The sequence below is a fragment of the Niallia laureatilytica genome (assembly GCF_046613985.1).
Lineage (GTDB): Bacteria > Bacillota > Bacilli > Bacillales > Cytobacillaceae > Niallia.
The window spans coordinates 90,588-117,020 of record NZ_JBKKHP010000001.1 but is presented as its reverse complement, the minus strand read 5'-3'; the positions used below and the strand labels follow the sequence as shown (position 1 = coordinate 117,020).

Sequence of the window (26,433 nt, the reverse complement as noted above, 5' to 3'; positions counted from 1 at the left end):
TTTTTTTTTCACCAGAAATGTAAGCGCTATCTATTGTGAGGGGGTCTTTTTATGATTAAGCAAGCTGTAGATTTTGTATTAGATTTAGGTCCATCTATTATGCTGCCGATCATTATGACAGTATTTGGCTTACTGTTAAAGCAAGGCTTTAAAAAGTCATTTACAGCAGGTATAACCATTGGGATTGGTTTCATAGGTGTAAATCTTGTTATCGGGCTTTTATCGGGGGCAATCGGACCAGCTGCCCAAGCGATGGTAGAGAAATTAGGATTAAATTTAGATATTCTTGATGTGGGATGGCCAATCGGTGCTGCTATTTCCTTTGGAACGCCTGTAGCACCATTAATGATTCCATTAGTACTGGTTTTAAATGTAATCATGCTGTCAACGAATTTAACAAAAACACTAAATGTTGATATTTGGAACTTCTGGCATTTAATCTTCGCTGCCTCGGTCACTTATTATGCCTACGATAACATGATTTTAGCAATTGCTGTTGGCTTAATTGTTTCTGCGATAACCCTCAAATTGGCGGACTGGACTGCCCCGGCTGTCGAACACCACTTTGGGTTAAAAGGAGTCTCAATGGCTCACTCGGAAACAGTTAACTTTGCTCCCATCACATATGCTAGCAACCGGATTGTGGATAAAATACCAGGAATTAATAAAATCGAGGCAGATCCTGAAACATTAAAGAAAAGATTTGGGATTTTTGGAGAGCCCCTCGTAATGGGATTAGTGCTTGGATTGCTGATTGGTTTTCTGGGCGGATACGATGCTAAAGGAATTCTAACATTAGGGATTCAGATGTCTGCAGTATTAATTTTGATGCCAAGAATGGTAGCTCTATTAATGGAAGGACTAATCCCTATTTCAGAAGGAGCCCGCGACTTAATCAATAAAAAGTTCCCTGGTAAGAATGTTTATATTGGGCTTGATACAGCGATTGTTATCGGAACAGCATCAAATATGGCGGTTGCACTAATCATGGTTCCTATTACCTTATTATTAGCTGTAATTTTACCATATAACGGTATGCTGCCTTTTGCGGATTTTGCAGTACTTCCCTTTACAGTCGTTTGGGCAGTCGCAGCAGCACGCGGCAATATTATCCGCGGCATTATTAACAGTATCGTCACCTTGATGATCGTCTTCTTTATTGCTACTAATCTTGCAGATTTAGCAACAACGATGGGAAGAGCAGTCGGCTTTGATTTCCCAGAGGGAGCTACACAAATTTCTGGTATAGATTTAGGATCACACGTCATTCCATGGATTATCGTCCGATTGCTTGACCCAAGCAATCCATACTTTATCGGTGCGATTATAGCTGCGATTTTGTACGCCTCGCTCTGGTATTGGGTCAGAAATGACATTAAAAAACAATATGCGAAAGAAATGGGATTAGATGCGAAGACATTAAAGCCTGTTCAACTAGAGGAAGATGAAACTGCTTTTAAAGCTTAATTATTTATTATAGGAGGAATTACAATGGCAAAAAAAATCTTGGTTTCCTGTGGTACAGCAGTTGCCACATCCACAGTCGTAGCGAAAAAAATAGAAGAAATATTAAAAAACAAAGGATTGAATGTTATTGTGGAGCAATGTAAAGTATCGGAGGTGCCGTCTAAAGCGGCAGGTGCAGATTTAATTGTCACAACAACACCAGTAAGTAATACAGGCGGAACACCAGTTATACAAACAATCTCTTTTTTGACAGGGGTTGGAATTGATGCAGATATGGAAAAGATTATTAGCCATTTAGAATAAGCGATAAAAAAGCAAAAAAACGATGTTGTGTTCTTTTGCTTTTTTAAAATGGAGGAGAGATGATGAAGCACTATCGCTACAGTACAACAGTATTTTGGTTTTCTATTATTTTTCCTGTGATCTTAATGATTGGCATGTTTATTTGGGCTATAAACAGCCTAATAAATAATGGTTCAGAGGGTATTTATTTGCTTGTTTTAATCGTGATGCCTCTATTATTTGTTTCCTCTGTTATTGGTTTAAATAACCCTTCGCAAATTACTGTCTCTTCTGAGGCAATCGCATTTATTGGGTTTTGGCGAAAGCATGAGTATAAATGGCAAGAGGTCACAGAATTTACCGTTAAAGATTATGGATATGTAGGAAAATCCTTTATCAGAATTGGCAATTTCCGTCTGTTAGGAGGCCGCTATTGGATTTCTAATAAGCTCGATGGGTATCAAGAATTATTAACCATAATAAAAGCACAAGCAGAAGGACGTGAAAAGCATGAAGGTGAAACCGTACAGTCAAAATGACAGAGCACTGCCGATGAAAGTTGCTGCTTACTATAACAAGGAACAAATAAACTATGAAGACCGGCATATTCCTACTATCGGTGACGAGGAAGTGTTAATTCGCATGGAGTATTGCGGACTATGCGGAACAGATATTCATAAAGTAATCGACGAAAAAGTGCCGCCTGAAACTGTTCTTGGCCATGAAGTTTCAGGGGAAATAGTGAAAACAGGTGCTAAAGTAAAGGATTACAAAGTGGGTGATAGAGTATTTGTCGCTCACCATGTTCCATGCTTTACCTGCCATTATTGCAAGAGAGGTTCGTTCAGCTTATGTGCGCAATTTAAACAAACCAATCTAGATCCAGGCGGATTTTCTGAATATATCCGTGTGCCAGCATTGCATGTAAAACATACGATGGGGCTACTTCCAAACGGAATGAGCTATGAACAAGGAGCGCTTGTCGAACCAATCGCCTGCTGTCTTCATGGCTTTGAATTAATAGATACACACCCAGGAGATACGATTTTTATTATGGGCGCTGGCCAAATTGGCCTCCTGCAAGTACAAATTGCCAGAGCCTTATATGCTTCCAACATTATTGTCAGTGATATTAATCCTTTTCGTTTGGATAAAGCACTAGAGTTCGGTGCTGATGAGGCTATTAACAGTCAAAAGGAAAATGTAGCTGAAAAAGTATTAGAGCTGACAAATGGAAGGGGAGCAGATATCATCATCATTTCCGCCAGCATTTCCTCTCTTTTACCTGAAGCATTGGAATGTGTTGCAAGAGGCGGGACCGTATTAGTTTTTGCACCATTTAAAGACACAGAGGTAGCCATACCTGCAGCAAAATTTTTTAAGGATGAAATTAAAGTAATCGGCTCCTACTCTTCCAATCCATATAATTATGAAAAAGCTGTGTATATGTTGAAAAATAAAGTGTTTGATGTAGAAAGGATGATTACCCACCGCTTTCCGTTAGCAGAGTTAGATAAAGCAATCGCAACGGCACATAATCCTACTGCAAGTGTTTTGAAAGTGCTAATAACACCATAGAAAGAGGGGGAGCAATGGTTGATTTAAGGTTAAATGAAAAAATAGTACTTGTAACAGGAGCGGATGATAGTCTTGGTACCGTTATTTGCGAAAAGCTTGTAAAGAATGGCGCTAAGGTTTGGAGTCATCAATTTAGCGAAAATACAGCAGGTTCCAATCAGCATTATGTGAATACAACCACTATTATAAGTAAATTGGACTCACGTGAAGAGGTTCGAACGGTAGTCAATAAAATCATCGCAGAAGATAAAAAAATAGATATTCTCATCAATCTGGCAGAAAAGAAGGATAGCTTTACAATTGATCAGCTGACACCACAGACATGGTTAGCTGCTTTTCAAAGAAATCTGGATACACCTTTTCTATGCTGTCAGGAAATTCTCCCAGCCATGATAGAGCATGGCAGCGGAACCATTATTAATATAACTTCACAAGCGGCATTTACAGGAGATATTGGTCCTCATTATGCGGCATCCAAAAGTGCATTAAACTCATTTACAAAGGGCTTGGCAAGAGAGTTTAAAGAAAAGGGCATAAAGGTGAAGGAAGTTTGTGTTCCTGTTAAGCTACATAATCAGTCACTCCCTTTAAAGAGTAGAAGACACATGATCGAAGCAGTAGCAAATAAGACGTTACTAGCATGTTCAGCTTATTTGGATGAAGAATAGTTTATGATTTGAGGTGCTGTATATGAAAAAAAATATTCTTATTATAGGCGGAGCAAGTGGCATCGGCAAGGAAATTGCGTTACATTATGCAGCAGATAAACATCAGGTTGCTGTTGCAGATATTAATAAACAATCCTTGGAACAGTTAGTTCTAGAAAACGGCCAAAGTACTCTTATTCCATTGGAAGCAGACGCTAGTTCTTGGGAAAGTATCGAACTCCTTGCAGAACAAATAAAAAAGAGGTTTGGCACCATTCACACACTTGTTTACTCAGCAGGTATTACAAAATCAATCAGCTTACTTGAAATGGATTGGGCTGTTTGGCAAAAAACATTGGCTGTAAACCTGCACGGTCTTTTTTACAGCATTAAATTCATATATCCGTTGATCGAGAGCGGCGGAAGCATCGTTATTATTGGGTCAGGATCTGCTATTACTGGCACTGGCGGCGGAATCCAATATACGGCCTCAAAGGGCGGGGCATTTGGGTTAATGAGATCCCTTGTTCAAGAATTGGGAAATAACCATATAAATATAAATGTTGTCGCACCAAGGGTAATTGAATCAGATATGCTCGATATTTTATATCCGACAGAACAATCAAAGGCTGAGCTGAAAAAAGCCATTCCAATTGGACGGCTTGGTACACCAATTGATGTTTGTCAGGCGGTAAAATATTTAAGCAGTGAGGAAGGCAAATATGTGCATGGCCAAATCTTGCTGTTAGATGGCGGAAGAACATATAAAAGTGTCTTATAAACAGTTTCCCCGAGAATCATAATTCTCGGTTTTTTTATGATAAGACGTAATGATTTTCCTAAAAATATGCTGTAATATGTTCTTATACATAACATTTGTAATTATGGATTGGCTGTAGAAAGAGGAGATGATGAAGCGTGGAATGGCAAGAAAAACGACAATTAGTGAAGGTTTCCAGCATGTACTATAATGACGGCTGGACACAAGCACAAATTGCCCAAAAACTAGGTGTTTCAAGACCAGTTATTTCAAAGTTATTGCAAAGGGCAAAGGATGAAGGAATCGTTAAGATATATATAAAGGATGAAAGTGTGCACACTGTAGAATTAGAAAGAAAGCTGGAGCAATATTTTGACCTAGCAGATGCTGTGGTTGTTCCTAATAATGGGCTATCGGCAGAAAGAGCAAAACGGGAAGTAGGTCAAGCGGGGGCCAGCTATATTTCTAACAATATGAAAGACGTTAAAAGTATTGGAATCTCTTGGGGAGAAACGTTAGCTAATCTCGTACAGGAGTATCCTTTTGAGCGAAAAGAAGATATTACCGTTGTTCCATTAGAAGGAGGGATGGGAGTTAAACAAGTACAAATCCATGCAAACCAACTGGCAAACGAATTAGCGAAAAAACTCCAAAGTACATGTGCCTATTTGTATGCACCCGCCATTGTCGAAACAGAAGAACTAAAACAGCGGCTGATGGGGATGGAGGATATTCAAACAGTTTTAGAAATAGGCAGGAATGTAGATGTTGCTCTCATCGGAATCGGCAATCCTTTTGATGATTCAACATTATTGAGACTAGGATATTTACAAGAAAATGACCTTGCCCAACTTCGAGACGTAGGTGCAATCGGCGATATCGGCTTCCGCTTTTTCGATCAAAACGGGAAGCCTATCAATGATTCGTTAAATACAAAAGTAATCGGCATTACGTTGGAAGAGTTTAAAGGAATCAAAAAAGTAATTGCAGTTGTGGAAGGGGAACATAAAGTTGCAAGTATATTAGGGGCATTACAGGGCAAGTTTATTGATGTATTGATTACCGATGAATTAACTGCAAATGCTATTATTAAAAACATAACGTGAGTAAATTTTTCTGTATATCTTGTACCTAATCCAGAAAAAATCGAATATAATAATGTTAATTAGTGGTATTTACGATGCATCATAATACGGAATCAATTTTCCTCATTAAGGATAAGGAGAGATTACGATGGAAATCACAAAATTAGATGTCTTCCTATATTGTTCACATTGTCAAGATGAAACTCTGCACAGTGTTCAATATTTAAACCATAAAATCTCTAGTACAGAGTGTACAAATTGCCACCGTAAACTTGATATGCATTTGAATCCGAAAAGAGAGCTATATAAAGAAATATATAAACGAATTGTTACAAAACCTACTAGACTAACCCAAGAATACAGAGATGATTTAAATAAATTTCTTGGAGAATTTCCAAAACGTGCGCTAAGCAAACCATATCGATTTAAAAGATATATGGATGAAACAAGAACGGCATTAAAGAAATTTAAAGACGGCAACTAAATAGCTTAAAATACCGCAGCAGGATAGTTATTTATCCTGTTTTTTTATGAAGAAAAAAATACTGCTTTTCTAAATTGGAATATTGATCTTTGCAGAAACTAGGGACAAGCAATAAAAATATTAATTTAATTTAAATAATCTGCTGTTAAAACAAAAAATGAACAAAGATGTATGTCAAAAGTGAAACGCACCATTCCTGTATGGAAAATCTCAGCAATATATTACATGGTATTCTTGCTAATAAGAGGTATATTTGCTCTGTGAAATGGCAAACTGACAAGAAATAAAAATGGAAATAAAGGAAAAAAATTCATTTTAGTTCTTTTTTTAGAGCTTTTTATATAATATAATAACTGTATTACGCATAATAGTACACTTAGTACAGATGGGGGGCTGAATATGTTTGAACTGGATATAAGAAGCAGGACACCTATCTATGAACAACTGGTGGAAAAGTTGATCGAGCTGATTGTAACAGGAGTGCTGAAGGCTGATGAACAGCTTCCATCTGTTCGAACGATGGCGACACAGCTGACGATTAATCCAAATACCATCCAAAAGGCTTATCGTGAGCTCGAAGTAAGAGGCTACATCTATTCCGTTAAAGGAAAGGGCAGCTTTGTGAAGGCTTCTGAGTTCGTTCAAGATGACAGCAAAATAAAAGAGGCGCTAGAGAGGTTGGAAAAAGCGGTGAAAGAAGCATTGTACTTAGGCATTCAGCCTGAGGATTTGCTTATGCATATCAGGAAATTGATTAATTAAGGGGGAGGGAATAATGCCGATGATTGAATTAAAACAAGTCGTAAAGCGCATTGATAAGGATATCATTCTCGACCATATGAGTTTGAATATACGAAAAGGTAGCATTTATGGACTGCTTGGCTCCAACGGGGCAGGAAAAACAACAATCTTAAAAATGATAGCGGGAATTTATAAGCAGGAAGAAGGAACGGTAACAGTAGATGGAGAGATGGTATTTGAAAATACTTCCCTGAAACAGAAGATGTTCTTTATTGCAGACTATCCTTCTTTTTTACCGCATTATACAACAAAACAAATGGCTTCTTTTTACAAGGAACAGTTCTCCAATTGGAATGATGAATTATTCAATAAAATGGGAGATCAGCTAGCTATAGACAAAAATAAAAAAATCCATCATTTTTCCAAAGGTGTACAAAGACAGATCGCTTTTTGGCTTGCTTTCTCCACACAGCCGGAAATTTTAATATTAGATGAGCCTTTTGACGGCTTGGATCCTGTTATACGTTCGAAAGTAAAGAAACTAATCGTAAACCAAGTCGCAGAAAATGAAATGACGGTTATCATTTCTTCTCATAATCTCTCAGAAGTGGAAGATTTATGTGACCATATCAGCATTATTCATAAAGGAAAATGTTTGATTGAAAATGATATTGATGATATAAAGCTTGATTTCCACAAAATCCAAGTCGCTTTTTCCGAACAAGGTGCAAAAGAATTATTGAAAGATTCTTTAGACATTGTTCATTTTGAACAGCGTGGAAGTGTCAGCATGCTTATCGTTAAAGGAGATAGAGAAGCAATTGTCAAACAGATTGAGCTATTATCGCCCTTATTGCTGGATATCTTGCCTCTTACATTAGAAGAGATTTTTATTTATCAAATGGAGGAATTAGATTATGCCATCAAAGAAACCTTTATATTATAAGCAATTATATCTATTAATCTTCCGCAATGTCGGCTGGATTGGTATTCTTTCTTTTTTAGTCTTGTTTTTTGCGATACCAATGCATCTAGTTCTCTTAGACAAAAAGGAATATAGAGAATGGGGAAATAACATAGTATTTGAACAGATTTTCGATGTCATTCCAGAGATTCAAATGGGTGTCTTATTGTTGACTCCTATCTTGCTTGGCATTTTTCTGTTTCGTTATATACAAAATAAAGCATTTAGCGATTTAATGCACAGCTTGCCTGTCAGCAGAAAGTTCCTGTTTCATTTTTTCACTTGGAACGGCTTTATTGTGTTAGTTTTACCAGTAGTTTTAAATGGTTTAATTCTAATGGCAGCTTATTCAATTTTTGATCTAGGAATATTTATTTCTATTAAAAGTATTTGGAGCTGGATTGGCATTTTTACTGTTTATACATCGGTAATATATTTTGCTTGTATCTTTGTCGGCATGCTTACAGGTTTATCCATTACTCAAGGATTGTTTACAGCTCTTTTTCTGCTATTTCCAGCAGGAGTTATCTTTATGCTTTTTTATAACTTCAGCACCTATGTGTATGGTTTTCCTCTCGAAAAATATATCTCTGACAAATTAATATATTTGTCACCGATACTGGCACCAGCCATCATCTACAGCAATTATTCAGACTTAAAGGTTTGTATAGCTTATATCGTCGTATCAGTCATTTTTTATGTGGCTGCAATGCTTCTTTACAAAAGACGCAATGCTGAAACTGTATATCAGACCTTGACATTCCGTAACTTGAGAGGATTGTTTAAGTACACAGTCACGATTTGCTTTATGCTTTTGGCTGGTTTGTATTTTCAAGTGATGAATAACGGCATCGGTTTTCATCTGTTTGGTCTTTTAATCGGCTCATTAATTGGCTATTTGATTGGTGAAATGTTTATCCAAAAATCATGGCGAGTATTCAACCGCCTAAAAGGATATGCTTATTTCTTTATTGCAGTAGTAATTGTGGCAGGAGTTTCACCATTCTTAATTAACAAATATGAACAATACATTCCAGAAGTGAATGACATTAAAAGCGTAGCTATAAATGACAGTATGACGTATACAGATGAGGCAATGAAGAAACTGTCTTCTTCAGAAAACATGGAAAAAGTTATAGAGATGCAACGTGAATTGATTAAAACACAAAACACAGTAGAAATATATGGGGAAAGTGTAATACCGCTGACAATAGAATATAAGCTCAACAATAATAAGAAAGTGACAAGAACATACACAATTAATCAAGATGATTATAGTAAATGGCTTAAGCCGATTTATGAATCAAAGGAATATAAGCAGCAAGTGTATGATTTTGAGTCACAAACGAATATTACAGAGGTAACGCTCGAATTTTCTTATGAAGGCGGAGCTATTACCATAACTAATCCCGAAGAACTTAAAGGCTTTTTGTCTGCGTTAACTGCTGACAAGCAGAAAGAGTCATATGAGGATATGAAAACCAGATATATTTCTTCTGCAAGTATTTCTATCCTAAAAGAGAATGATGAAAATAATTACAATTATTATGATAGTTTTATAACCTTAAAAGATAAACAAACGATTGCATGGTTAAAAAAGCATGGATATCATAATGAACTGACCATCAAACCGGAATTTGTTGAAAAAGTTGTTGTGTTTAAAGCTCGTGATTTAGGGATTGATATTAACCGTGATTATGATTATGTTCCTGAAAATATTGAAGAAGAACTAGATAAGCTTTCAAATAAAGTAGAAGTAAATACAGAAAGCTTACAAAAAGAGATTATTTCAACCTATTCTTATGGGAAAGAAAAATATGCCGTATATGTAAAGACAAGAGATCAATATGGATTAGAAGTAAATTACATTACGGAAGAAAACTTACCAGAAAGTATTAAAAATAGTCTGGAAAAATAAGTGAATGACAGGAAAGGCGGAGGTGCAAATGACTGACAATTACATAAACGAAGCATATATTGCAGTCCTTGCCCAGAAGCTTTTCCGCTCTGTCTTCTGTATTATTAAGCAGCAGCAATTAGCGGAGCTTGTCGTGCAGAAGGCGGTAACTTCCAGTCTTGATAAAACAAGCATGGCTCAAGCAGAATGGGAGAAATATGTGCAGAAGCTCGCAGTTCGCACGGCAATCAATTGTAAAAATTCAACAGTTGAGCAAAAGGAGAAGCTCCTGCGCCGAATGAAGGAGAGTGAAGCTAGCTCGTTAAGCTCAACTAAAAAAGAAAGCAAAGCAGAAAAAAAGCTCGGAAGCATGGTAGGATGTTAATCCTGCCATTTTTGTTTTCTTATTTTGAAAATAGATAGAAATTGCCCCATTATATGGTAGAATAAATTTGGAAAACAAACATTTAAAGGAGCACTAAAACTATATGAATTTTGAACCGCTATTTTTTAATCCGATCTTTATGGACCGTATTTGGGGAGGAACGGAGCTTCGCAGCTTCGGCTACGATATACCGACAGAAACTACAGGTGAATGCTGGGCTTTTTCTGCTCATCCAAATGGACAGAGCGTTGTTAAAAACGGCCAGTTTGCTGGTAAGACTCTAGGTGAATTATGGGAAAACAACCGTGAGCTATTTGGAAATGCCGAAGGAGACCGTTTTCCTTTATTGACAAAAATTTTGGATGCCAATCAAGATTTATCTGTCCAAGTGCACCCGAATGATGAATATGCAAAAGTTCATGAAAATGGAGAGCTAGGAAAAACAGAATGCTGGTATATTGTAGACTGCAAGGAAGGTGCTGAAATTATTTTTGGCCACCATGCTCAAACAAAAGAAGAATTAGCCAGCATGATTACTGAAAATAAATGGACTGAGCTGCTGAATAAAGTGCCAGTTAAAAAAGGTGATTTCTTCTTCGTGCCAAGTGGGACTATTCACGCAATTGGCGAAGGCATAATTATACTGGAAACACAGCAAAATTCCGATACAACCTACCGTGTTTATGATTATGACAGGAAGGATGCAAACGGCAATACTAGAGAGCTGCATGTTGAACAGTCAGTTGCTGTTACAACAGTTCCTCATAAAGCGGACGAGTATGATGTGAAGGTAAAAACAAATGGTGACTTAACAGCAACCACCTTTATTGAGTGCCCTTACTTTTCTGTTGAGAAATGGGAACTACAAGGTTCGAGCATAAACAATCAGACAAAACCATTTCTTCTATGCAGTGTCATTGAAGGGGAAGGCAGCATTAAAAAAGATTCTGCTGTTTATCCGTTTAAAAAAGGCGATCACTTCCTACTGCCTAGCGATTTTGGCAGCTTTGAACTGGAAGGAAGCAGTGAATTGATAGTTTCTTATCTATAATGTCGAAAAGAGGTGCATAGGGCACCTCTTTTTTTGTTGAAAATCACCAGAAAAAGTGGCTTTTTATAAGATGGAGTCATTACCAATAATCTGATTATATTTACAAAAACGAGGTGCAAAATCACCTCGTAAGGAAAGCTTTCAATCAGCCAATTTTAACAGCGGTCGGCTTACGCAAAGAATATGTGTAGAAGTGGGTAAATCCACATGCCTTTGCAAGCTCGATTCCTTCTTTAAAACCTGCGCCTGCTGTTGCGGCATGATGGGAATCAGAACCGATTGTCAGAAGCTGTCCGCCTAATTCTTTATACAGCTTTAAGATGTCATCATGTGGCATAGAGAGCTCAAGGCTTGTTCTTAAGCCGGATGTATTAATTTCAAGACCGATTTCCCTGTTGATGGCGATTGTCAAAATGTCAGCGATTAAGTCTTTATGCTTAGTAAAGTCATATAAACCTCTTGTAGAAAAAGCATAGCGTTTCATTAAGTCAAAATGGGCGATAACATCAATATCCGCATTTTTAACCATTTCCTTTAGTTCAAGGAAATAGTCTTCGTATATATCCTTTTCAGGATGTGCATTCATAAACTTTCTAAGGGTTGTGCCACCTAAATTATGGACAGATCCTAATATGAAATCAAAAGGTATTGGTGACAGCACACGATGATAGCTGTCCATCATTTGATGAGGTTCACATAATTCAATCCCGAGCTTTATCGTGAGTTTTCCTTTAAACAGTTCCTTGCATTTATTAATATCGTTTAAATACTTTTCCCACTCCATGTGCCCAAAGGTAGGCGCGTTCGGGTTGACAGAAAAATGTTCTGTAAAACAGATTTCATGAACGCCATTATGGATCGCGCTTTGGCAAATTTCCTCCATATCGGCTTTGGAATCAAAGGAATGATTGGAGTGATGATGATAATCGGTATAATATTGCATAATTCCTCCTAAATGAAAAGACTCTCTATCTATTATTTCATAGTATAAATTACATGTCAGTTTATTTAATTCTTTTTGACAAAAAAACAGTTTTCCCTCTATAATATAAAGATAAGAAAAAAGCGTATATTAAAACCAAGTAAACCTGTAAGAAAAGTTTATTTAAGGGGATTATGGGAGGTAAACGAATGACAATTCATCAAAGGCTAATGTGGAAGCAAGAAGAACTTGCCCTTTCCATCGACTATCCAAGAAACAGAGCTAATAAAAATAATCATGTTATCCTGATTTGCCATGGCTTAATTGGCAGCCGAATTGGAGTGGATCGTCTCTTTGTGAAATCAGCAGCAGAGCTTGTAAATAACGGTTATACTGTGTATCGATTTGATTATGCAGGCTGCGGTGAAAGCACAGGCGAGTACGGCAAATTTGGTTTGAGTGACCTGATTGCTCAAACGAAAACAGTGATAGACTATGCATGCCGACAAGAGGAAACAGACGAAATTATTCTTCTTGGTCACAGTTTAGGAGGCGCTGTAACACTGCTTCAAGCGAACAGAGATGACAGAGTAAGCAAGCTAATCCAGTGGGCAGCCGTTGGAAACCCGTATGAAGATTTAGCGAAAATAGTCGGAGCGGATGAGGTTTCCGCTTTAACAGAAACCGAGACAATCGATTTTTACGGCTATCCACTTTCAGGCTATTTCTTTCAGTCGATGAAAAAGTATCAGCCTTTGCAAGAATGCACCAGCTTTAATGGTGATGTCCTGCTTTTGCATGGCAATGGTGATTCAGATATTCCCCATGATTACCTCCAAGAATATAAACGGAATTACGAACAACGTGCAAATGGCACAGCAGAAGCTTTTATCATAGAAAACGGAGAGCATACTTTTTCTTGTGCCAGTCATTATGAACAACTGATAGAGAAGACAGTTCAATGGCTTAATAAACAAATGTTGTGATTTGTTCGTTTACTCTAAAAACATACTAAACTGAGAGATTAGGATAACGAAAACTTAGTAGTGCGAAGGATTCTGCAGACAGAATCCTTTTTTTATTGCTGTTTTTTTATCGTGTTTTTTGGGAGGAAAAATTTTTTTCATAACCTGTTCAACATTTGTTTGCGGCTGTCGATATTACCGGTAGAGATAGGAGGGACTCTTTTTGACAGAAAAATTTAAATTCAAAAATCTTAGAATAGGCTATAAATATGGAATTGTGTTTTTGTTGACACTTGTATTATTTATCACTTCTATATCAATAACCTTTGTATCCTTAAATAAGATGTCCAAAAACAACGATGAAGTAAGCAGCAAAAACGAGCTAAGTATTAACACAATGGAGTTAGTGGCGTTATTTCAAGAGAAAAATACGCAAATACCGCTTTATTTTCTTGATGCAAACGATCAAAAACTTGATGAATACTTAGAATTAAGTAAAAAGTTTACAGCGACTGCACTTAAAGTCGAGAGTAGTATAGAAGGCGAAGAAGCGAAAAAAATATATTTACAGCTGATTGAAAATAATCAAAAAATTGATGAAATATTTTTCAACTCTGTTGTTCCGAACGTGAAGGACTTTAATACAACAGCATATAAAGAATTGGAAAAAGAAATCACAGAGTTAAAAGTAAAGGTAACAGATGAAGGGGAGCAGTTGAACAAGCTTGTCTCTGCAGAAAATAATCAGTCAATAACTGCGTTAAAAGCCCTTGTAAGCAGAACTAGCTTGCTTGTCGGCGTATTGACTGTTGTGACAATTGTAGTTTCCAGTGCTATTTTAATCATCATCTCAAGAAGAGTACAAAGTCAGTTAAAACATGTCATTGAGGTAAGCGATTCCATCGCAAATGGAAAGCTCGCTATTGCACCACTTGCGGAAGATTCCAGTGATGAAATTGGTCAATTATCCAAATCTATTAATAAAATGGGCTCAAGTTTAAAAGAGACAATACATGGTATTTCTGGGATGTCGACAAATCTTGATTCAAGAAGTATGGAAGTATCAGAAGCAGCTGTTGAGGTAAGCGAAACAATTGATATGATGACAACGACAGTAATGGAGCTAGTAGAAGGGGTCAATGTCCAGGCAGATGCAGCCTCAACGATTGCCGCAAATATGCAAGATTTCAATCATCAAATTGCCGAAGCAGATGAAAATGCAAATGAATTAGTAAAAACATCCGCGGCTGTTACAACGTCAAGCAAAGAGGGAAGCAGACTGATGCATTTGTCCTTAGAACAGATGCATACGATTAATACAGTTGTAACAAGCAGCGTTAAGAAAATGAAAGAGCTTGAAAGCAATACAGCTAATATTACTGAACTTGTCACATTTATTAAATCAATTGCAGAGCAAACAAACTTGCTGTCCTTAAATGCCTCGATTGAAGCAGCAAGAGCAGGGGAAGCTGGCAAAGGTTTTTCTGTAGTGGCAGAGGAAGTGCGTAAGTTGGCTGTGCAAACTTCTGATTCTATTAATGATATTACAGGATTAGTAACAGCCATTCGGGAAAACAGTATTGAATCTCTGACTCAGCTTGAAAAAGGGTATGAGGAAGTAAACAAAGGAGCAGAACAAATTAAATTAACGGAAAGCTCCTTTAATGAAATCCTGGCAGGCATTGCTAATCTGACAGATAAAACGATGAACATTTCTGAAATCATTAAAGAATTCAGCAAAACGAGCACAGGCATAAGTACATCTGTTGAGCAGATTGCAGCTGTGTCGGAAGAATCAGCTGCGTCCTTTGAAGAAGTTTCTGCTTCGATGATGCAGCAAAATGATATGATGACAAGCATTACGGCAAACTTTAAAGAAATTACGCAAATGGTAGATGATATGAACAATATGATTCAAAAATTTGAACTAGAGAAGGAGGAAAAGGGACATGCGTAAACTGCATAAACAACTAGCAGCAGGAGCAATGGTACTAAGCATTTCCCTTCTGTCCGCCTGCTCTCAAGATACAGTTAAGGAAACAGCTAAAATAAAGCTTTCACAAGATGATAGTAAAGTTTATGTCGGCTTCTCTCTCGATACTCTCGCAGAAGAACGCTGGTATAAAGATAAAGATGCTTTTGAAACGACTGTTAAGGAGCTTGGCGGTGAGGTGAAAACACTTGCTGCCAACGGGGTTGACAGTGTGCAGATTAAACAGGCTGAATTGTTGATTGCAGAAGGTGTTGATGTTTTAGTCGTTGTACCTCATAATGCCGAAGTATCTGCCGAGATAGTGGAAATAGCTCATAAGGCAGATGTTAAAGTAATATCTTATGACCGATTAATTAAAAATGCTGATGTTGATTATTATATTTCGTATGATAATAAAAAAGTCGGCCAGCTGCAGGCACAAGAAATTTTGAAAAAACAAAATAAAGGGAATTTTGCTTATATCGGCGGTGCTGAGACAGACAATAACGCCATCCTCTTCAGAGAAGGAGCTATGGAAGTGCTGAAGCCGTATATAGATAAAGGACAAATTAAGCTTGTATATGATCAATATACAGCTGAATGGAAGCCAGAAACAGCCGAGAGCAGCATGAAGCAAGCTTTAAAAGCTAATAAAAATGACATTCAGGCAGTTATCGCAGCAAATGACGGCACTGCCGGCGGTGTTATTAATGCCTTAAAGGCAAGCGGCTTAAAGATTCCAGTATCCGGCCAAGATGCAGAGGTTGACGGAATTAAACGCATCCTTGCAGGAACACAAACAATGACAGTTTATAAACCGATTCAAGCAATTGCAGAAAATGCTGCAAATATCGCGATGAAGGCGGGGAATCAGGAGGAAATCGAAACAACAGCAACAGTGAACAACGGCAAAATCGACGTTCCAGCAATCCTCCTCGATCCAGTAGCAGTCACTAAAGGCAATATAGAGGATACAGTAATCAAGGATAATTTTATTAACAAGGATGACTTAGAATAATCACTTAAGGAGCTTAGGAATGAGCTCCTTTTGTGTGTAGATGAGACTACTCTTTTTCAGTTGGATAGTATATAATTAAAGGTATAGAAAAATATAGTATCTAGTACTAAGAGCAGATGTTATACTAATCATAAATAATTCGTTGTATTTTTACATAAAGGAGATTTAACATGTATACATTCACAAGTAATTTTGCCAATATTGTTTTAAAAATATTTGGGCGCAGTGAGGCGATAAACAAGGATAAACTGCCAAAGGATACAGGTTATGTTGTTGCCTGCTCTCATATTGGCTGGATCGATGTTGTGGCACTTGGAACATCACTATTGCCGAAACAGATTCACTTCATGGCAAAAAAAGAGCTGTTCACAAAGCCTAATGCTGCCAAGTTTCTTAACAGCATTAACGCCTTTCCAGTAGACCGGGAAAATCCTGGGCCTAGCAGTATTAAGACGCCTGTTAAACTGTTGAAAGAGAAGAAAATCGTCGGCATCTTTCCAAGCGGGACAAGAACGTCCGAGGATGTTCCGCTGAAAAGAGGAGCAGCAACAATCGCCAATCTTGCTAAAGTGCCGATTGTGCCAGCAGCTTACAGCGGTCCGACAGATCTTAAGGGATTGCTAAAAGGAAATAAAATTAGAGTAATGTTCGGCGATCCGATTTTACTGCAAAAGGAAGACGGCTCGAGAAAAGATGTTGCGGAGCTGACGCAAGAAATGACTGATGTTATGGCAAGTCTGCAGCTGCAGCTGGATGCAAGAGGGAAAAAGCAATGATTGATTTAGCCATTGTAAAAGATATTTTAAACCGCTATCCGCTGCCCCTCGTAGATGAAATCTTGGAATTGAAGGCTGGCAAAATGGCTGTAGGTGTTAAGCAAATCAGTAAAGAAGACACATTTGCTACAGGTCAAAACCCAAAAAGCCCTATTTTGCCGGGAGTGTTAATCATTGAAGCAATTGCTCAAGTAACAGCAGTAGCCATTCACAGTGAAAAAAAACATGAAGGCAAATGGGCGTTATTAGCAAAAATAAATGACTGTAAAATAAGAAGACCAGTCTTTCCAGGTGACGAGCTTTGTATGGAGGTTTTCGTCACAAAGGTCAAAAAAACGATTGCCAAAGCAAAAGGAATCGCAACCGTTCGCGGTGAATTAATCTGTGAAACAGAGCTGCTGTTTTCCTTTAAATAAGATTTTCGCGTATGTAAGGGAGCTACTACATACGCTTTTTTAACAAATTTATAATAAATTTTACGCACTCAATTTATAAATAAAAAAATAAACCAAAGCAACTAAAAGTTAAATAAATTCGTTCTTCTAAATCTCTTACAATTGAATATAAATTTAGAGAGAAAGGAGACGACCTATGCATATATCAAAATTAAAATACTATTTCCAATACATTTACACTACTGTTTTAGGAGTCATCCTTGTTTTTATCTTAATTTCTGGTGCAACGACTTCACTAGTTTCACAAAAATTCTCCTCTGATTATATAAGAGAGGCCCTCGACAAGGTCGATGCCACCAATTTATACTCCCAGCTCTTTAACTTTGAAAATCACTATTTTCCAAAGGAAGGAAGCGCTATTTCCTTATCAAACCTATTCTTTCAGGTTGCCACAAATATCAGCCTTGATGATACAAGAACACTATTAGGACGAGAGCTGCCCCAGCTAAGCTTTTATCATACAAAAATCATTGTTGCTGAAGAAGGGACAACCATCGCCCAATTGCCGTATGAATCAACACCTTCTGATGAAATACTAAAAAATCCGAAGGAAGCAGACGAAGAAAAAATTACCGAAGATACCCCAAAATCAGAAGACAACAATTCAAATCAAACTTCCTCAGAAAAACGGGTTCTTATCTATCAAACACATAATTTAGAATCTTATTTGCCGCTGTTGAAGAATGCTAAAGACCCAGATGATGCAATCAGTGCGGATGAACGGGTTAATGTAGTCAGTCTTGGTACTAAATTAACTAGCCTTCTGCAAAACGAAGGGATAGGGGTTCAGCATGATAAAACAAATATGAATCAAAGACTGTTAGACCGGAAGTGGAAGTATACTGCTTCTTATAATGCTTCAAGTGAAATTGTAGAAACAGCCATGGCAGAAAACAAAGATCTTACGTATTTAATTGATATACACAGAGATTCATTGCGGAAAGATAAAACAACTGCTACTATTAATGGCAAGTCATATGCAAAGATAGTTTTTGTTGTCGGTGAAGGTTATGAAGGCTATGAAAAAAACCAGGCTTTTGCCAAAAAAATGCATGAAGAACTTGCTGCTAAGTATCCTGGTATCAGCAGAGGCGTATTTGGAAAAAGTCAGGATTCAGGCAATGGTATATACAATCAAAACTACTCAGATAAAGCTATCCTTCTTGAAGTAGGCGGTGTCGACAATAACCAAGAAGAACTGAATAGGACAATCGAAGCTTTTGCCGACGTCTTCTCCGAAATATATTGGGAAGAAAACGGTGCAACAGAACAGTAAACTACCTTAGCCTCCTTTTCATTTTGGAAAGGAGGCTGTTACTTGTTTATTTTTATGCTGCTGAGAACTTGCTGGTATTTGACGATATACACATCAAGTTCTTGGCTGATATTCAAAACAGCAAGACTCTCTAAACCTTCCTGTGACGCAATTAGCAACAACTCACAGCGAAGATGATTGATTTTAATAAGCAACTTATTAAGATTTTCCTCTTTGCAATCCCTTTCCTTCAGCAAGATGTATTCTCCCTTATTCATTATTCCTTACAAAAATGAGCCTTATAACCTATCATACTGTCAAATTATGAACAAATAATGAATGTTTTTTAAACTTTTGCAACTCACTTTAAAAATAATCGATTATTTAGACAGAAGAGGAGGAAAAGTACGTTCGAATATATAAAGAAGTACTTAAGTATTTTATACAAACCATGAAAAGGAGAGATTCTATGAAAATGCCAATCGCATTGCAGTTATGGAGTGTAAAAGAGGAGGCTGAGCAAGACTTTTTCGGGACGTTGGAAAAGGTAGCAAGCATGGGCTATGACGGTGTGGAATTTGCAGGTTATTACGGGAAAAGTGCACAAGAAATAAAAGCAAAATTAAAGGAGCTAGGGTTGAAAATTGCCGGTTCTCATATCAGCATGGAGGATATTTTGCAAAACACAGACAAGGTAATAGAATTTGAGCAAGAGCTTGGAAATAAATATATTGTGTGTCCTTGGGCAAACTTTCCTACGATCGAGGAGTGGAATGATTTTGCAGAAAAGATGCAGAAAACAGGTGTTAAGATTGCAGCTGCAGGATTATCCCTTTTATATCATAATCATAACCATGAATTTGCCCGCAATGATGATGAATTTATTCTTGATAGGCTGTTTAAGGCAGTGCCAGCCGGCTATTTAAATGCAGAGCTTGACACATACTGGCTAGAATACGCAGGGATTAATGCTATTGACTATTTGGACAAATGGAAGGATAGAACTCCGCTAATCCATGTGAAGGACTTGGATGCTAGTAAACGGGAAAGTACAGAAGTCGGCAATGGCAGTTTAAATATAAAGGGTATTGTTGAAAAAGCTTACGAGAATGGTACAGAGTGGCTGATCGTTGAACAAGAAGCATTTACTCAGCCACCATTAGCGAGTGTCGAAATCGGTTTGCAAAATTTACAAACAATAGTAGCAAGTTTATAGTATTAAGTCCTCCCCTTGGTTTTTAAGTTGACCTCAGAAATGAAAACGCTTATAATTCAAATTGTAATCGTTAGTGAAACGTTTCGATAAAGGGATAAGGGGAGGCAGAAAGATGGTTGAGCTCAATCTGAAGTCAATAATTCATAACATGACATTAGAAGAAAAGGTCGCACAATTAATCCAGCTCGCCGGAAATTTTTATTACGGCTTGGCAGGTGAAATAACTGGTCCATTTGAAGAGATGAACATCAGCGGCTTTGTTGTTAAAAACAGCGGTTCTGTTTTAGGTGTTTCTGGAGCAGAAACGGTGCGGAAAATACAAGAGGAGCATTTAAAAAACAATCGTCATGGAATTCCACTCCTATTCATGTCAGACATCGTTCATGGCTATAAAACAATCTTTCCGATTCCTTTAGCGATTGGCTGTTCTTGGGATATGGAGCTGGCAGAAAAAAGTGCAGCGGTCGCGGCTAGTGAAGCAGCAGTTGCTGGTGTACATGTCACCTTTGCACCAATGGTTGACCTCGTCCGTGATCCGAGATGGGGCCGAGTGCTTGAATCGACAGGGGAAGACTCTTTTTTAAACAGTGCTTTTGCTAAAGCATTTGTGAGAGGCTTTCAAGGCAGTAATCTGGCGGAAGATTACAGCAAAGTGGCTGCATGTGTGAAGCATTTTGCTGCCTATGGTGCCTCAGAAGGAGGCCGTGACTATAACACTGTCAACATGTCTGAACGCCAAATGCGAGAATCCTATCTGCCTGCCTATAAAGCAGCACTAGATGAAGGCTGTGAAATGGTCATGACATCCTTTAACACCGTTGATGGGATTCCAGCTAGCGGCAACAAGTGGCTCATGCGAGAAATTCTTCGCGAGGAATGGGGTTTTAATGGTGTGTTGATATCAGATTGGGGCGCAGTCAAAGAGTTAATTCCCCATGGAGTCGCTGATGACGAAGCAGAAGCAGCCCGTATGGCAATCACTGCTGGTGTTGATATTGAAATGATGACCCCTTGCTATATCAGCAGCTTGCAAAGTCTGATAGAAACAGGGAAAGTGGAAGAGGCATTATTAGACGAGGCAGTGATGCGCATTCTAAAGCTGAAAGATAAGCTCGGGTTATTCCAAAATCCTTACAGAGCTGCAGATGCTGCAAAGGAACAAGAAGTGATCCTTTCTAAGAGCAATCGAGAAGTTGCCCGTAAACTGGCAGAGAAATCATGTGTTCTTATAAAAAATGAGAACGTGTTGCCCTTGGACAAACAGCAGAAAATCGCCCTCATTGGTCCCTTCGCACAATCATCGGACATCTTAGGAGCATGGTCTTGGAAAGGAGAAATCGAAAAGACAGTAAACCTCCATGAAGCACTAAAAACAATGACAGAAAATCTGTCCGTCGCACAAGGTTGTAATGTTGAAACTATAACAGAAGAACAAGTTGCTGAGGCAATAGAAGCAGCGACGGCCGCGGATATACTAATTCTTGCAGTCGGCGAAAATGCTTCCATGAGCGGTGAAGCCTGCAGCCGTGGTGATATCACTTTACCGGAGGCGCAGCTGCAGCTAATTAAACAGATGAAAACATTAAATAAACCAATAGCTGTCATCCTGTTCAACGGCCGTCCCCTTGATTTACACGGTGTCCTAGATGAAGCTGATGCTGTGCTCGAAGCATGGTATCCTGGTACAGAAGGAGCCGCTGCAATAGCTAATATTCTATATGGAAAAGTGAACCCTTCAGGAAAACTGGCTATGTCTTTTCCCTATTCAGCAGGGCAAATTCCAGTTTACTATAATGCTTATAATACAGGCCGTCCCTATGACGGAGTAAGCCGTGATCATTATGTATCCAAATATTTAGATATTCCAAATAAGCCGCTGCTCCCATTTGGCTTTGGCTTAAGCTATACAAACTTCACATACACTAATCTGCGATTGTCCTCCGATAAGATGAGCGCAGATAAACCCGTTCAAGTCACACTAACCATTACAAATACCGGAGATTACTCCGGAGAAGAAATTGTTCAGCTCTATATTCGTGATTTGTCAGGCGAAGTAGTCCGTCCCGTCAAAGAACTAAAAGACTTCCAAAGAGTAACCTTAAACTCAAAGGAAACAAAGGACATCCAATTTCAAATTACAGAAGAACAGCTGCGCTACTACCATTCTGATATGAGCTTTACTAGTGATGCAGGCTTGTTTGAATTGTATGTGGGCAGCAGCAGTGAGGATGTATTGTCTGGGAGATTTGCGTTGATAACAAAAGAAAGTTAATTTAATGGGCATCTAAGTTTTTGCAGTGGATTATTTGGAAAATAAAACGTTTATAAGCGGAGCCAGGAAATCCAGACGATTTCCTGGCTCCCTTCCTTACATAAAAAATAACTTGCACACAACAAGAACTATCCTAGTAATTTTGATAAAATAGTATTATTGATTTATTTTACATAGCAACTTTTACAAGATTGGAGGGATTCGTATTGGCAGGAATTAAGGATATCGCAAAAGAGGCAGGTGTATCGATTTCAACCGTTTCGTATGCGCTTAATGGGAGCCCAAAAGTAACGGAAGAGACACGAAGCCGGATATTGGCAATTGCTGATCGGTTAGGATATGTTCCTAATGCTGCGGCAAGAATGCTAAAGGTAAAGCAAACAAAGATAATCGGTGTCTTCTTGGCGGATTATGGAGGATATTTCTATGGTCCGCTGCTTCGGGGGATGCGTGAGGCTTTAAATGAGAAGGGGTATGAATTAATTGCGTGCTCTGGTGTTCAATCTCATCGCCTTTTACTCGAAAAGGTTATAGATGGCGGTATTATTTTAGATCAGGCATTTACTGACGAAGAGCTGCTTAATTATGCTGACAAAAGCTATAAAATCGTAGTGCTCGACAGGGAGCTTAATCATGAAAATATTAAAGGAGTGCTTTTGGATAATAAAGCTGGTGCAAGAATAGCTGTAAGGAAGCTTCTTCATCATATGGTGAACAAGCTGTATGCAGTTACAGGTCCTGCTGGTTCTTATGATTCCAATAAACGGCTGGAAGGTGTCAGGGAGGAATTACTTTCGTTCCCAAATGTGGAGCTGATTGAAATACAAGGTAATTTCCTAAAAGATTCTGGCGAAGAGGCAGCAAGACAAATTTTTGCAGACTGCAGGGAGCCGATTGCAATATTTTGCTTAAATGATGAAATGGCTGTTGGGATTTATAATTATCTTCAGGATAAGGAATATAAAATAGGCAAAGATGTGTTCCTTGTAGGTTTTGATAATATTGAATTAGCACAATATATGGTGCCAAGATTAAGCACCATCAGCTATTCCAGCTATGAATGGGGTTGTATCGCTGCTAATAATTTATTAAAGCTGCTATCAAATGAAGCAGTTGAAAATGAACAAATTGAGGTTACGATAACAGTTGGCGGTTCTTCGTAATGGTTATTACAGTCTTAAGTTTTTGAACTTGAGGCTTTTTTTATATTTACTAAACCCGCATATTTCCTTATAACAACAGCAAAATAAGAGCATGGAGCTTTTCTATCTTAAGGGGGGCTATGATGGACTTTCCGACAATACAGACGAATTTCTGGGATGCCGTGGCGGCAGTGCCGATTGTGATGGTACTTACACAGCTTATAAAGTGGCTTTTTCCTATTCCTAAAAAATTCAGACCAACAACCGCTCTTATTTTAGGACTAATAATTTCTGTCTTTTTTAGCCATAGACATAGTTTAACAGCAGGTCTGTTTATGGGATGGTTTTATGGTTATTCTGCAATAGGCTCTTATGCGTCTACGAAAACAAGTGTATTAACGATGATAAGCAAGTGGGAGAAGAAGGATAAATACCCGCGGATTAGACTGTTTTTAGAAAAGGTATTTTTAATAAAAAAGAAGTTGACCACTTTGCCTGATTAAAAAGAGCAGATGGAATTATCCATCTGCTCTTATTTACTTGGAGGAGACTTCTTCATCCATCGCAAGCAAGTATTGTTTATATCTTCTCAATGCTGCTTCACTTGTAAGAGAGAAGCGTTCCATAATATATTCATCAGATTTGCCTTGCTGAATTTCCTCTAAAATGGCTGTATTCCGTAAGGTCACTGCTGATATTTTTCGCAAGCCTGCCCGCTTGACTTCATCCTTTATCATTTCCTGGATGGCACGAACGGATAAAGCTTTTGGCTTCTGTCTGTCATAATCATATTGAAAGGATAGAGACACATTATTAAAAGCAACGAAAAGCGGATCCTTAGAGTGATATTTCGGGCGAAACAGCTTCGGAATAGAATAAAAATATGTCCTGATATCTTCCATAATCTGATTTTCAACAGCAAACTTTTTCATCGTTGTTCCAAAAGGTATCGAAAGCTCTCCTTGCGAAAGATTCATTTGCTCCATCGTTATGGCATACACTTCTGTCGGTGTTAACCCGAATGCTCTGATAAGGGATGCAATGGCAGCATTACGCTCCACTAAAAAATTTCGTGCTGCTTTTTTTCCTGTTGCTTCCGAGTATCGAAGTTTCATAGTATAGATCAGTTTAGTGAACTCCTTACTCTCAATAAAATCATTGTTTGTTAAGGAACGGAGCGGTGCTGTGTGTGATAATTTATGAATATCATGGGCTGCAATACATTGATAATATTTCAGGAAACGGCTCAGCACTGTCGCTAACCGGCGAATCGTCGCATGGGAAAGTTTTTTATTATGCAGGTAGACGAAGTATTTTTGAATATCGTCTTTTCTTAATGCTTTTAACGTATCCATATCCGTTTTTTTCTGTTCTGCTTCAAGCCAAGAAAAAAACTTCTTCAAGTCTGATTCGTATTGTTTTAGCGTCAATTTAGAGCGTCCGGCTTCGTGCAAATCCTCTAGGAAAGCATGAGCAAAATCGGGTAATATAGCCATAAGCTTTCAGCCCCTTTCTTTTTTTAAAAATTTTTCTGGATTTAGATTAACTTCTTTCTTTATTTTAACATAGGTTAGTAAGTGAGAGAGAGGGAGGATTTAGGTTGATAAGAGCAAAAATTGGAGAATCGACATATGTGATTGGGACGGAGCTAGAATCACACTTTAGCTCATTCAAGAAACATATTATCGGAGATGATTTTGCCTACCCTACTGTTTATGGTACCCAAAAATTATTATATGCTGATTGGACAGCGAGCGGAAGATTGTATCGGAAAATTGAAGATAACCTTGTTGACATAATTGGTCCTTATGTAGCAAATACACATACAGAGTCCAACATAACTGGCACCTATATAACAAATGCCTACCATGAGGCAAAAAGCATCATTAAAAATCACGTGCATGCAAATGATGATGACATTCTAATCTTTGATGGTTTTGGCATGACAGGTGTTATCAATAAATTTCAAAGATTAATCGGCATTAAACATATGGACAAACGAACGCTGACTATTAAGGAAAGACCAATTGTTTTTGTAACACATATGGAGCATCACTCCAATTATCTGTCGTGGCTTGAAACTGCAGCAGAAGTAATCACAATCCGGCCAGATGCCAATGGCGATGTGGATTACAGTCACTTAGAGGAGCTGCTTCTATTGCATAAGCAAAGGCATATGAAAATAGGAGCGTTTACTGCTTGCTCCAATGTAACGGGCAGAAAAACTGATTATCATCAGCTAGCAAAACTAATGCATCAATATGGCGGGATTTGTCTTGTTGATTTTTCTGCATCCGCCCCATATGAAACCATGAATATGCATCCCGAGGATAAGGAAGCATTCCTAGATGTCATCTGCTTTTCGCCTCATAAGTTCTTAGGTGGACCAGGTACAAGCGGCGTTCTTATAATGAATAAAAAGCTCATTCATGCAAAAATTCCTGATCATCCAGGTGGAGGAACAGTTGACTTTACGAACGGATGGGGAGACATTCTTTATAAAAAGGATTTGGAAGAGCGGGAAGACGGCGGAACACCAGGCTTTCTTCAAGCAATTAGGACTGCTCTCGCTATTCAGTTAAAGGAAGAAATGAATGTCCAGAAAATGCAGCAGCGTGAACAGGAGCTTGTCGCTTTGACAATGACAGAATTAAGTAAAATACCAGGAATAACGATACTGGACGGTGAAAATAAAAACCGCCATGGTATTATTTCCGTAATTTGTGAAGGGCTGCATTTTGATCTTGGAGCAAAGCTTTTGAATGACCGATTCGGCATTCAAGTAAGAGGCGGCTGCTCATGTGCCGGCCCATACGGTCACTATTTGCTTGGTATGAGTAAAGCGCAATCTAAGCAAATAAGTGCAGAGATTCAAAAGGGCATCTTCACAAATAAACCAGGGTGGATAAGAATCTCGCTTCACCCGACAATGACCAATAAGGAAGTTTATTCTATTATCCATGCTTTTAAAAAGATAATCATGTATAAAGAAGAATGGCAGAAGGATTACTGCTATATGCCTCGAAGCAATGAATATGTTTGTGCATTACGAAGTAATGATAATCATACGGATATTTTTAAATCCTCCTTAAAATAGAA

26 protein-coding genes and 1 pseudogene are annotated in these 26,433 nt (G+C 38.1%); 24 read left to right on the top strand and 3 right to left on the bottom strand.

All coding sequences use genetic code 11. The features are described from left to right. Nucleotides 1–51 precede the first annotated feature (51 nt). The 13 genes from ACLIJJ_RS00600 (at nucleotide 52) to manA (ending at nucleotide 11,341) form a co-directional block, all read left to right on the top strand. Nucleotides 52–1,467 (top strand): PTS galactitol transporter subunit IIC, encoded by a 1,416-nt coding sequence (locus ACLIJJ_RS00600; RefSeq protein WP_233313753.1) that lies wholly within the window; start codon nucleotides 52–54, stop codon nucleotides 1,465–1,467. 24 nt (nucleotides 1,468–1,491) lie between these two features. Beyond that, nucleotides 1,492–1,770: a PTS sugar transporter subunit IIB gene (locus tag ACLIJJ_RS00595; protein ID WP_233313754.1), complete on the top strand. Its 279-nt coding sequence runs from the start codon at nucleotides 1,492–1,494 to the stop codon at nucleotides 1,768–1,770. Between the two features lie 59 nt (nucleotides 1,771–1,829). Continuing rightward, entirely contained in the window at nucleotides 1,830–2,288 is a 459-nt protein-coding gene (locus ACLIJJ_RS00590; protein WP_251645974.1) for a hypothetical protein, read from the top strand. Continuing rightward, complete coding sequence (locus tag ACLIJJ_RS00585; protein WP_411410429.1) at nucleotides 2,260–3,327, top strand: alcohol dehydrogenase catalytic domain-containing protein; 1,068 nt, start codon at nucleotides 2,260–2,262, stop codon at nucleotides 3,325–3,327. The genes ACLIJJ_RS00590 and ACLIJJ_RS00585 overlap by 29 nt, the downstream gene beginning before the upstream one ends. Before the next feature lie 14 nt (nucleotides 3,328–3,341). Continuing rightward, nucleotides 3,342–3,995, top strand: a complete 654-nt coding sequence (locus ACLIJJ_RS00580; RefSeq protein ID WP_411410428.1) for an SDR family NAD(P)-dependent oxidoreductase — start codon at nucleotides 3,342–3,344, stop codon at nucleotides 3,993–3,995. Nucleotides 3,996–4,017: 22 nt separating this feature from the next. Continuing rightward, a complete protein-coding gene (locus ACLIJJ_RS00575) occupies nucleotides 4,018–4,755 on the top strand; it encodes an SDR family NAD(P)-dependent oxidoreductase (RefSeq protein ID WP_237941473.1) in 738 nt (245 codons plus the stop codon). A gap of 179 nt (nucleotides 4,756–4,934) precedes the next feature. After that, nucleotides 4,935–5,840, top strand: coding sequence for a sugar-binding transcriptional regulator (locus ACLIJJ_RS00570; RefSeq protein ID WP_341079497.1), 906 nt, complete (start codon nucleotides 4,935–4,937; stop codon nucleotides 5,838–5,840). A gap of 127 nt (nucleotides 5,841–5,967) precedes the next feature. Continuing rightward, a complete protein-coding gene (locus ACLIJJ_RS00565; RefSeq protein ID WP_411410427.1) occupies nucleotides 5,968–6,303 on the top strand; it encodes a bh protein in 336 nt (111 codons plus the stop codon). 399 nt (nucleotides 6,304–6,702) lie between these two features. After that, on the top strand, nucleotides 6,703–7,065 hold the full coding sequence (locus ACLIJJ_RS00560) for a GntR family transcriptional regulator (protein ID WP_341076995.1): 363 nt from the start codon (nucleotides 6,703–6,705) through the stop codon (nucleotides 7,063–7,065). Between the two features lie 19 nt (nucleotides 7,066–7,084). Then, nucleotides 7,085–7,990 (top strand): ABC transporter ATP-binding protein, encoded by a 906-nt coding sequence (locus ACLIJJ_RS00555; protein ID WP_233314749.1) that lies wholly within the window; start codon nucleotides 7,085–7,087, stop codon nucleotides 7,988–7,990. After that, the gene (locus ACLIJJ_RS00550) at nucleotides 7,962–9,926 is read left to right on the top strand and encodes a DUF6449 domain-containing protein (RefSeq protein WP_411410426.1); all 1,965 of its coding nucleotides are present in this window, start codon (nucleotides 7,962–7,964) and stop codon (nucleotides 9,924–9,926) included. Before ACLIJJ_RS00555 ends, ACLIJJ_RS00550 begins: the two co-directional genes overlap by 29 nt. A gap of 28 nt (nucleotides 9,927–9,954) precedes the next feature. Continuing rightward, a complete protein-coding gene (locus tag ACLIJJ_RS00545; RefSeq protein ID WP_233313763.1) occupies nucleotides 9,955–10,290 on the top strand; it encodes a hypothetical protein in 336 nt (111 codons plus the stop codon). Between the two features lie 103 nt (nucleotides 10,291–10,393). Then, nucleotides 10,394–11,341, top strand: coding sequence for a mannose-6-phosphate isomerase, class I (gene manA, locus ACLIJJ_RS00540; protein ID WP_341076992.1), 948 nt, complete (start codon nucleotides 10,394–10,396; stop codon nucleotides 11,339–11,341). A gap of 145 nt (nucleotides 11,342–11,486) precedes the next feature. On the opposite strand, the gene ACLIJJ_RS00535 is transcribed toward manA, so the two are convergent. Next, nucleotides 11,487–12,284: a histidinol-phosphatase HisJ family protein gene (locus ACLIJJ_RS00535; protein ID WP_233313765.1), complete on the bottom strand. Its 798-nt coding sequence runs from the start codon at nucleotides 12,282–12,284 to the stop codon at nucleotides 11,487–11,489. Between the two features lie 188 nt (nucleotides 12,285–12,472). On the opposite strand from ACLIJJ_RS00535, the gene ACLIJJ_RS00530 reads away from it, so the two are divergent. The 6 genes from ACLIJJ_RS00530 to spoIIP all read left to right on the top strand — a co-directional run bounded on the left by ACLIJJ_RS00530 (nucleotide 12,473) and on the right by spoIIP (nucleotide 18,725). Then, the gene (locus tag ACLIJJ_RS00530; protein ID WP_237941470.1) at nucleotides 12,473–13,249 is read left to right on the top strand and encodes an alpha/beta hydrolase family protein; all 777 of its coding nucleotides are present in this window, start codon (nucleotides 12,473–12,475) and stop codon (nucleotides 13,247–13,249) included. Nucleotides 13,250–13,451: 202 nt separating this feature from the next. Beyond that, a complete protein-coding gene (locus tag ACLIJJ_RS00525) occupies nucleotides 13,452–15,185 on the top strand; it encodes a methyl-accepting chemotaxis protein (protein WP_411410425.1) in 1,734 nt (577 codons plus the stop codon). After that, nucleotides 15,178–16,218 (top strand): sugar ABC transporter substrate-binding protein, encoded by a 1,041-nt coding sequence (locus tag ACLIJJ_RS00520; RefSeq protein ID WP_233313768.1) that lies wholly within the window; start codon nucleotides 15,178–15,180, stop codon nucleotides 16,216–16,218. Before ACLIJJ_RS00525 ends, ACLIJJ_RS00520 begins: the two co-directional genes overlap by 8 nt. 170 nt (nucleotides 16,219–16,388) lie before the next feature. Further along, entirely contained in the window at nucleotides 16,389–16,994 is a 606-nt protein-coding gene (locus ACLIJJ_RS00515) for a lysophospholipid acyltransferase family protein (protein ID WP_233313769.1), read from the top strand. Then, entirely contained in the window at nucleotides 16,991–17,410 is a 420-nt protein-coding gene (gene fabZ, locus ACLIJJ_RS00510; RefSeq protein ID WP_233313770.1) for a 3-hydroxyacyl-ACP dehydratase FabZ, read from the top strand. Before ACLIJJ_RS00515 ends, fabZ begins: the two co-directional genes overlap by 4 nt. 175 nt (nucleotides 17,411–17,585) lie before the next feature. Beyond that, nucleotides 17,586–18,725, top strand: a complete 1,140-nt coding sequence (gene spoIIP / locus ACLIJJ_RS00505; protein WP_233313771.1) for a stage II sporulation protein P — start codon at nucleotides 17,586–17,588, stop codon at nucleotides 18,723–18,725. Nucleotides 18,726–18,763: 38 nt separating this feature from the next. Here the strand turns inward: spoIIP and ACLIJJ_RS00500 are convergent, their stop codons facing one another. After that, on the bottom strand, nucleotides 18,764–18,961 hold the full coding sequence (locus ACLIJJ_RS00500) for a Spo0E family sporulation regulatory protein-aspartic acid phosphatase (protein ID WP_411410424.1): 198 nt from the start codon (nucleotides 18,959–18,961) through the stop codon (nucleotides 18,764–18,766). Nucleotides 18,962–19,173: 212 nt separating this feature from the next. On the opposite strand from ACLIJJ_RS00500, the gene ACLIJJ_RS00495 reads away from it, so the two are divergent. From ACLIJJ_RS00495 to ACLIJJ_RS00480, 4 genes and pseudogenes are all read left to right on the top strand, one after another. Beyond that, entirely contained in the window at nucleotides 19,174–19,920 is a 747-nt protein-coding gene (locus tag ACLIJJ_RS00495) for a sugar phosphate isomerase/epimerase family protein (protein ID WP_237941466.1), read from the top strand. 112 nt (nucleotides 19,921–20,032) lie between these two features. Further along, a complete protein-coding gene (gene bglX / locus ACLIJJ_RS00490; RefSeq protein WP_411410423.1) occupies nucleotides 20,033–22,192 on the top strand; it encodes a beta-glucosidase BglX in 2,160 nt (719 codons plus the stop codon). Nucleotides 22,193–22,398: 206 nt separating this feature from the next. Beyond that, nucleotides 22,399–23,355 carry a LacI family DNA-binding transcriptional regulator gene (locus ACLIJJ_RS00485; RefSeq protein ID WP_411410422.1) on the top strand — a complete coding sequence of 319 codons (957 nt, stop codon included), beginning with the start codon at nucleotides 22,399–22,401 and terminating at the stop codon, nucleotides 23,353–23,355. Between the two features lie 122 nt (nucleotides 23,356–23,477). Then, nucleotides 23,478–23,735: pseudogene (locus ACLIJJ_RS00480) on the top strand (hypothetical protein); the annotation flags it as partial. A gap of 135 nt (nucleotides 23,736–23,870) precedes the next feature. On the opposite strand, the gene ACLIJJ_RS00475 reads toward ACLIJJ_RS00480, so the two are convergent. Continuing rightward, nucleotides 23,871–24,830, bottom strand: coding sequence for a tyrosine-type recombinase/integrase (locus tag ACLIJJ_RS00475; protein WP_411410421.1), 960 nt, complete (start codon nucleotides 24,828–24,830; stop codon nucleotides 23,871–23,873). Nucleotides 24,831–24,934: 104 nt separating this feature from the next. Between ACLIJJ_RS00475 and ACLIJJ_RS00470 the strand changes: the two genes are divergently transcribed. After that, nucleotides 24,935–26,431: an aminotransferase class V-fold PLP-dependent enzyme gene (locus tag ACLIJJ_RS00470; protein ID WP_233313777.1), complete on the top strand. Its 1,497-nt coding sequence runs from the start codon at nucleotides 24,935–24,937 to the stop codon at nucleotides 26,429–26,431. Nucleotides 26,432–26,433: the final 2 nt, after the last annotated feature.

Coding starts and splice junctions, on each gene's coding strand:
- spoIIP (WP_233313771.1), top strand. CDS start 17,586: ATGCATATATCAAAATTAAAATACTATTTCCAATACATTTACACTACT.
- ACLIJJ_RS00585 (WP_411410429.1), top strand. CDS start 2,260: ATGAAGGTGAAACCGTACAGTCAAAATGACAGAGCACTGCCGATGAAA.
- ACLIJJ_RS00530 (WP_237941470.1), top strand. CDS start 12,473: ATGACAATTCATCAAAGGCTAATGTGGAAGCAAGAAGAACTTGCCCTT.
- ACLIJJ_RS00560 (WP_341076995.1), top strand. CDS start 6,703: ATGTTTGAACTGGATATAAGAAGCAGGACACCTATCTATGAACAACTG.
- ACLIJJ_RS00565 (WP_411410427.1), top strand. CDS start 5,968: ATGGAAATCACAAAATTAGATGTCTTCCTATATTGTTCACATTGTCAA.
- ACLIJJ_RS00520 (WP_233313768.1), top strand. CDS start 15,178: ATGCGTAAACTGCATAAACAACTAGCAGCAGGAGCAATGGTACTAAGC.
- manA (WP_341076992.1), top strand. CDS start 10,394: ATGAATTTTGAACCGCTATTTTTTAATCCGATCTTTATGGACCGTATT.
- ACLIJJ_RS00545 (WP_233313763.1), top strand. CDS start 9,955: ATGACTGACAATTACATAAACGAAGCATATATTGCAGTCCTTGCCCAG.
- ACLIJJ_RS00475 (WP_411410421.1), bottom strand. CDS start 24,830: ATGGCTATATTACCCGATTTTGCTCATGCTTTCCTAGAGGATTTGCAC.
- ACLIJJ_RS00575 (WP_237941473.1), top strand. CDS start 4,018: ATGAAAAAAAATATTCTTATTATAGGCGGAGCAAGTGGCATCGGCAAG.
- ACLIJJ_RS00590 (WP_251645974.1), top strand. CDS start 1,830: ATGATGAAGCACTATCGCTACAGTACAACAGTATTTTGGTTTTCTATT.
- ACLIJJ_RS00600 (WP_233313753.1), top strand. CDS start 52: ATGATTAAGCAAGCTGTAGATTTTGTATTAGATTTAGGTCCATCTATT.
- ACLIJJ_RS00580 (WP_411410428.1), top strand. CDS start 3,342: ATGGTTGATTTAAGGTTAAATGAAAAAATAGTACTTGTAACAGGAGCG.
- ACLIJJ_RS00550 (WP_411410426.1), top strand. CDS start 7,962: ATGCCATCAAAGAAACCTTTATATTATAAGCAATTATATCTATTAATC.
- fabZ (WP_233313770.1), top strand. CDS start 16,991: ATGATTGATTTAGCCATTGTAAAAGATATTTTAAACCGCTATCCGCTG.
- bglX (WP_411410423.1), top strand. CDS start 20,033: ATGGTTGAGCTCAATCTGAAGTCAATAATTCATAACATGACATTAGAA.
- ACLIJJ_RS00555 (WP_233314749.1), top strand. CDS start 7,085: ATGATTGAATTAAAACAAGTCGTAAAGCGCATTGATAAGGATATCATT.
- ACLIJJ_RS00595 (WP_233313754.1), top strand. CDS start 1,492: ATGGCAAAAAAAATCTTGGTTTCCTGTGGTACAGCAGTTGCCACATCC.
- ACLIJJ_RS00515 (WP_233313769.1), top strand. CDS start 16,389: ATGTATACATTCACAAGTAATTTTGCCAATATTGTTTTAAAAATATTT.
- ACLIJJ_RS00495 (WP_237941466.1), top strand. CDS start 19,174: ATGAAAATGCCAATCGCATTGCAGTTATGGAGTGTAAAAGAGGAGGCT.
- ACLIJJ_RS00535 (WP_233313765.1), bottom strand. CDS start 12,284: ATGCAATATTATACCGATTATCATCATCACTCCAATCATTCCTTTGAT.
- ACLIJJ_RS00570 (WP_341079497.1), top strand. CDS start 4,935: ATGTACTATAATGACGGCTGGACACAAGCACAAATTGCCCAAAAACTA.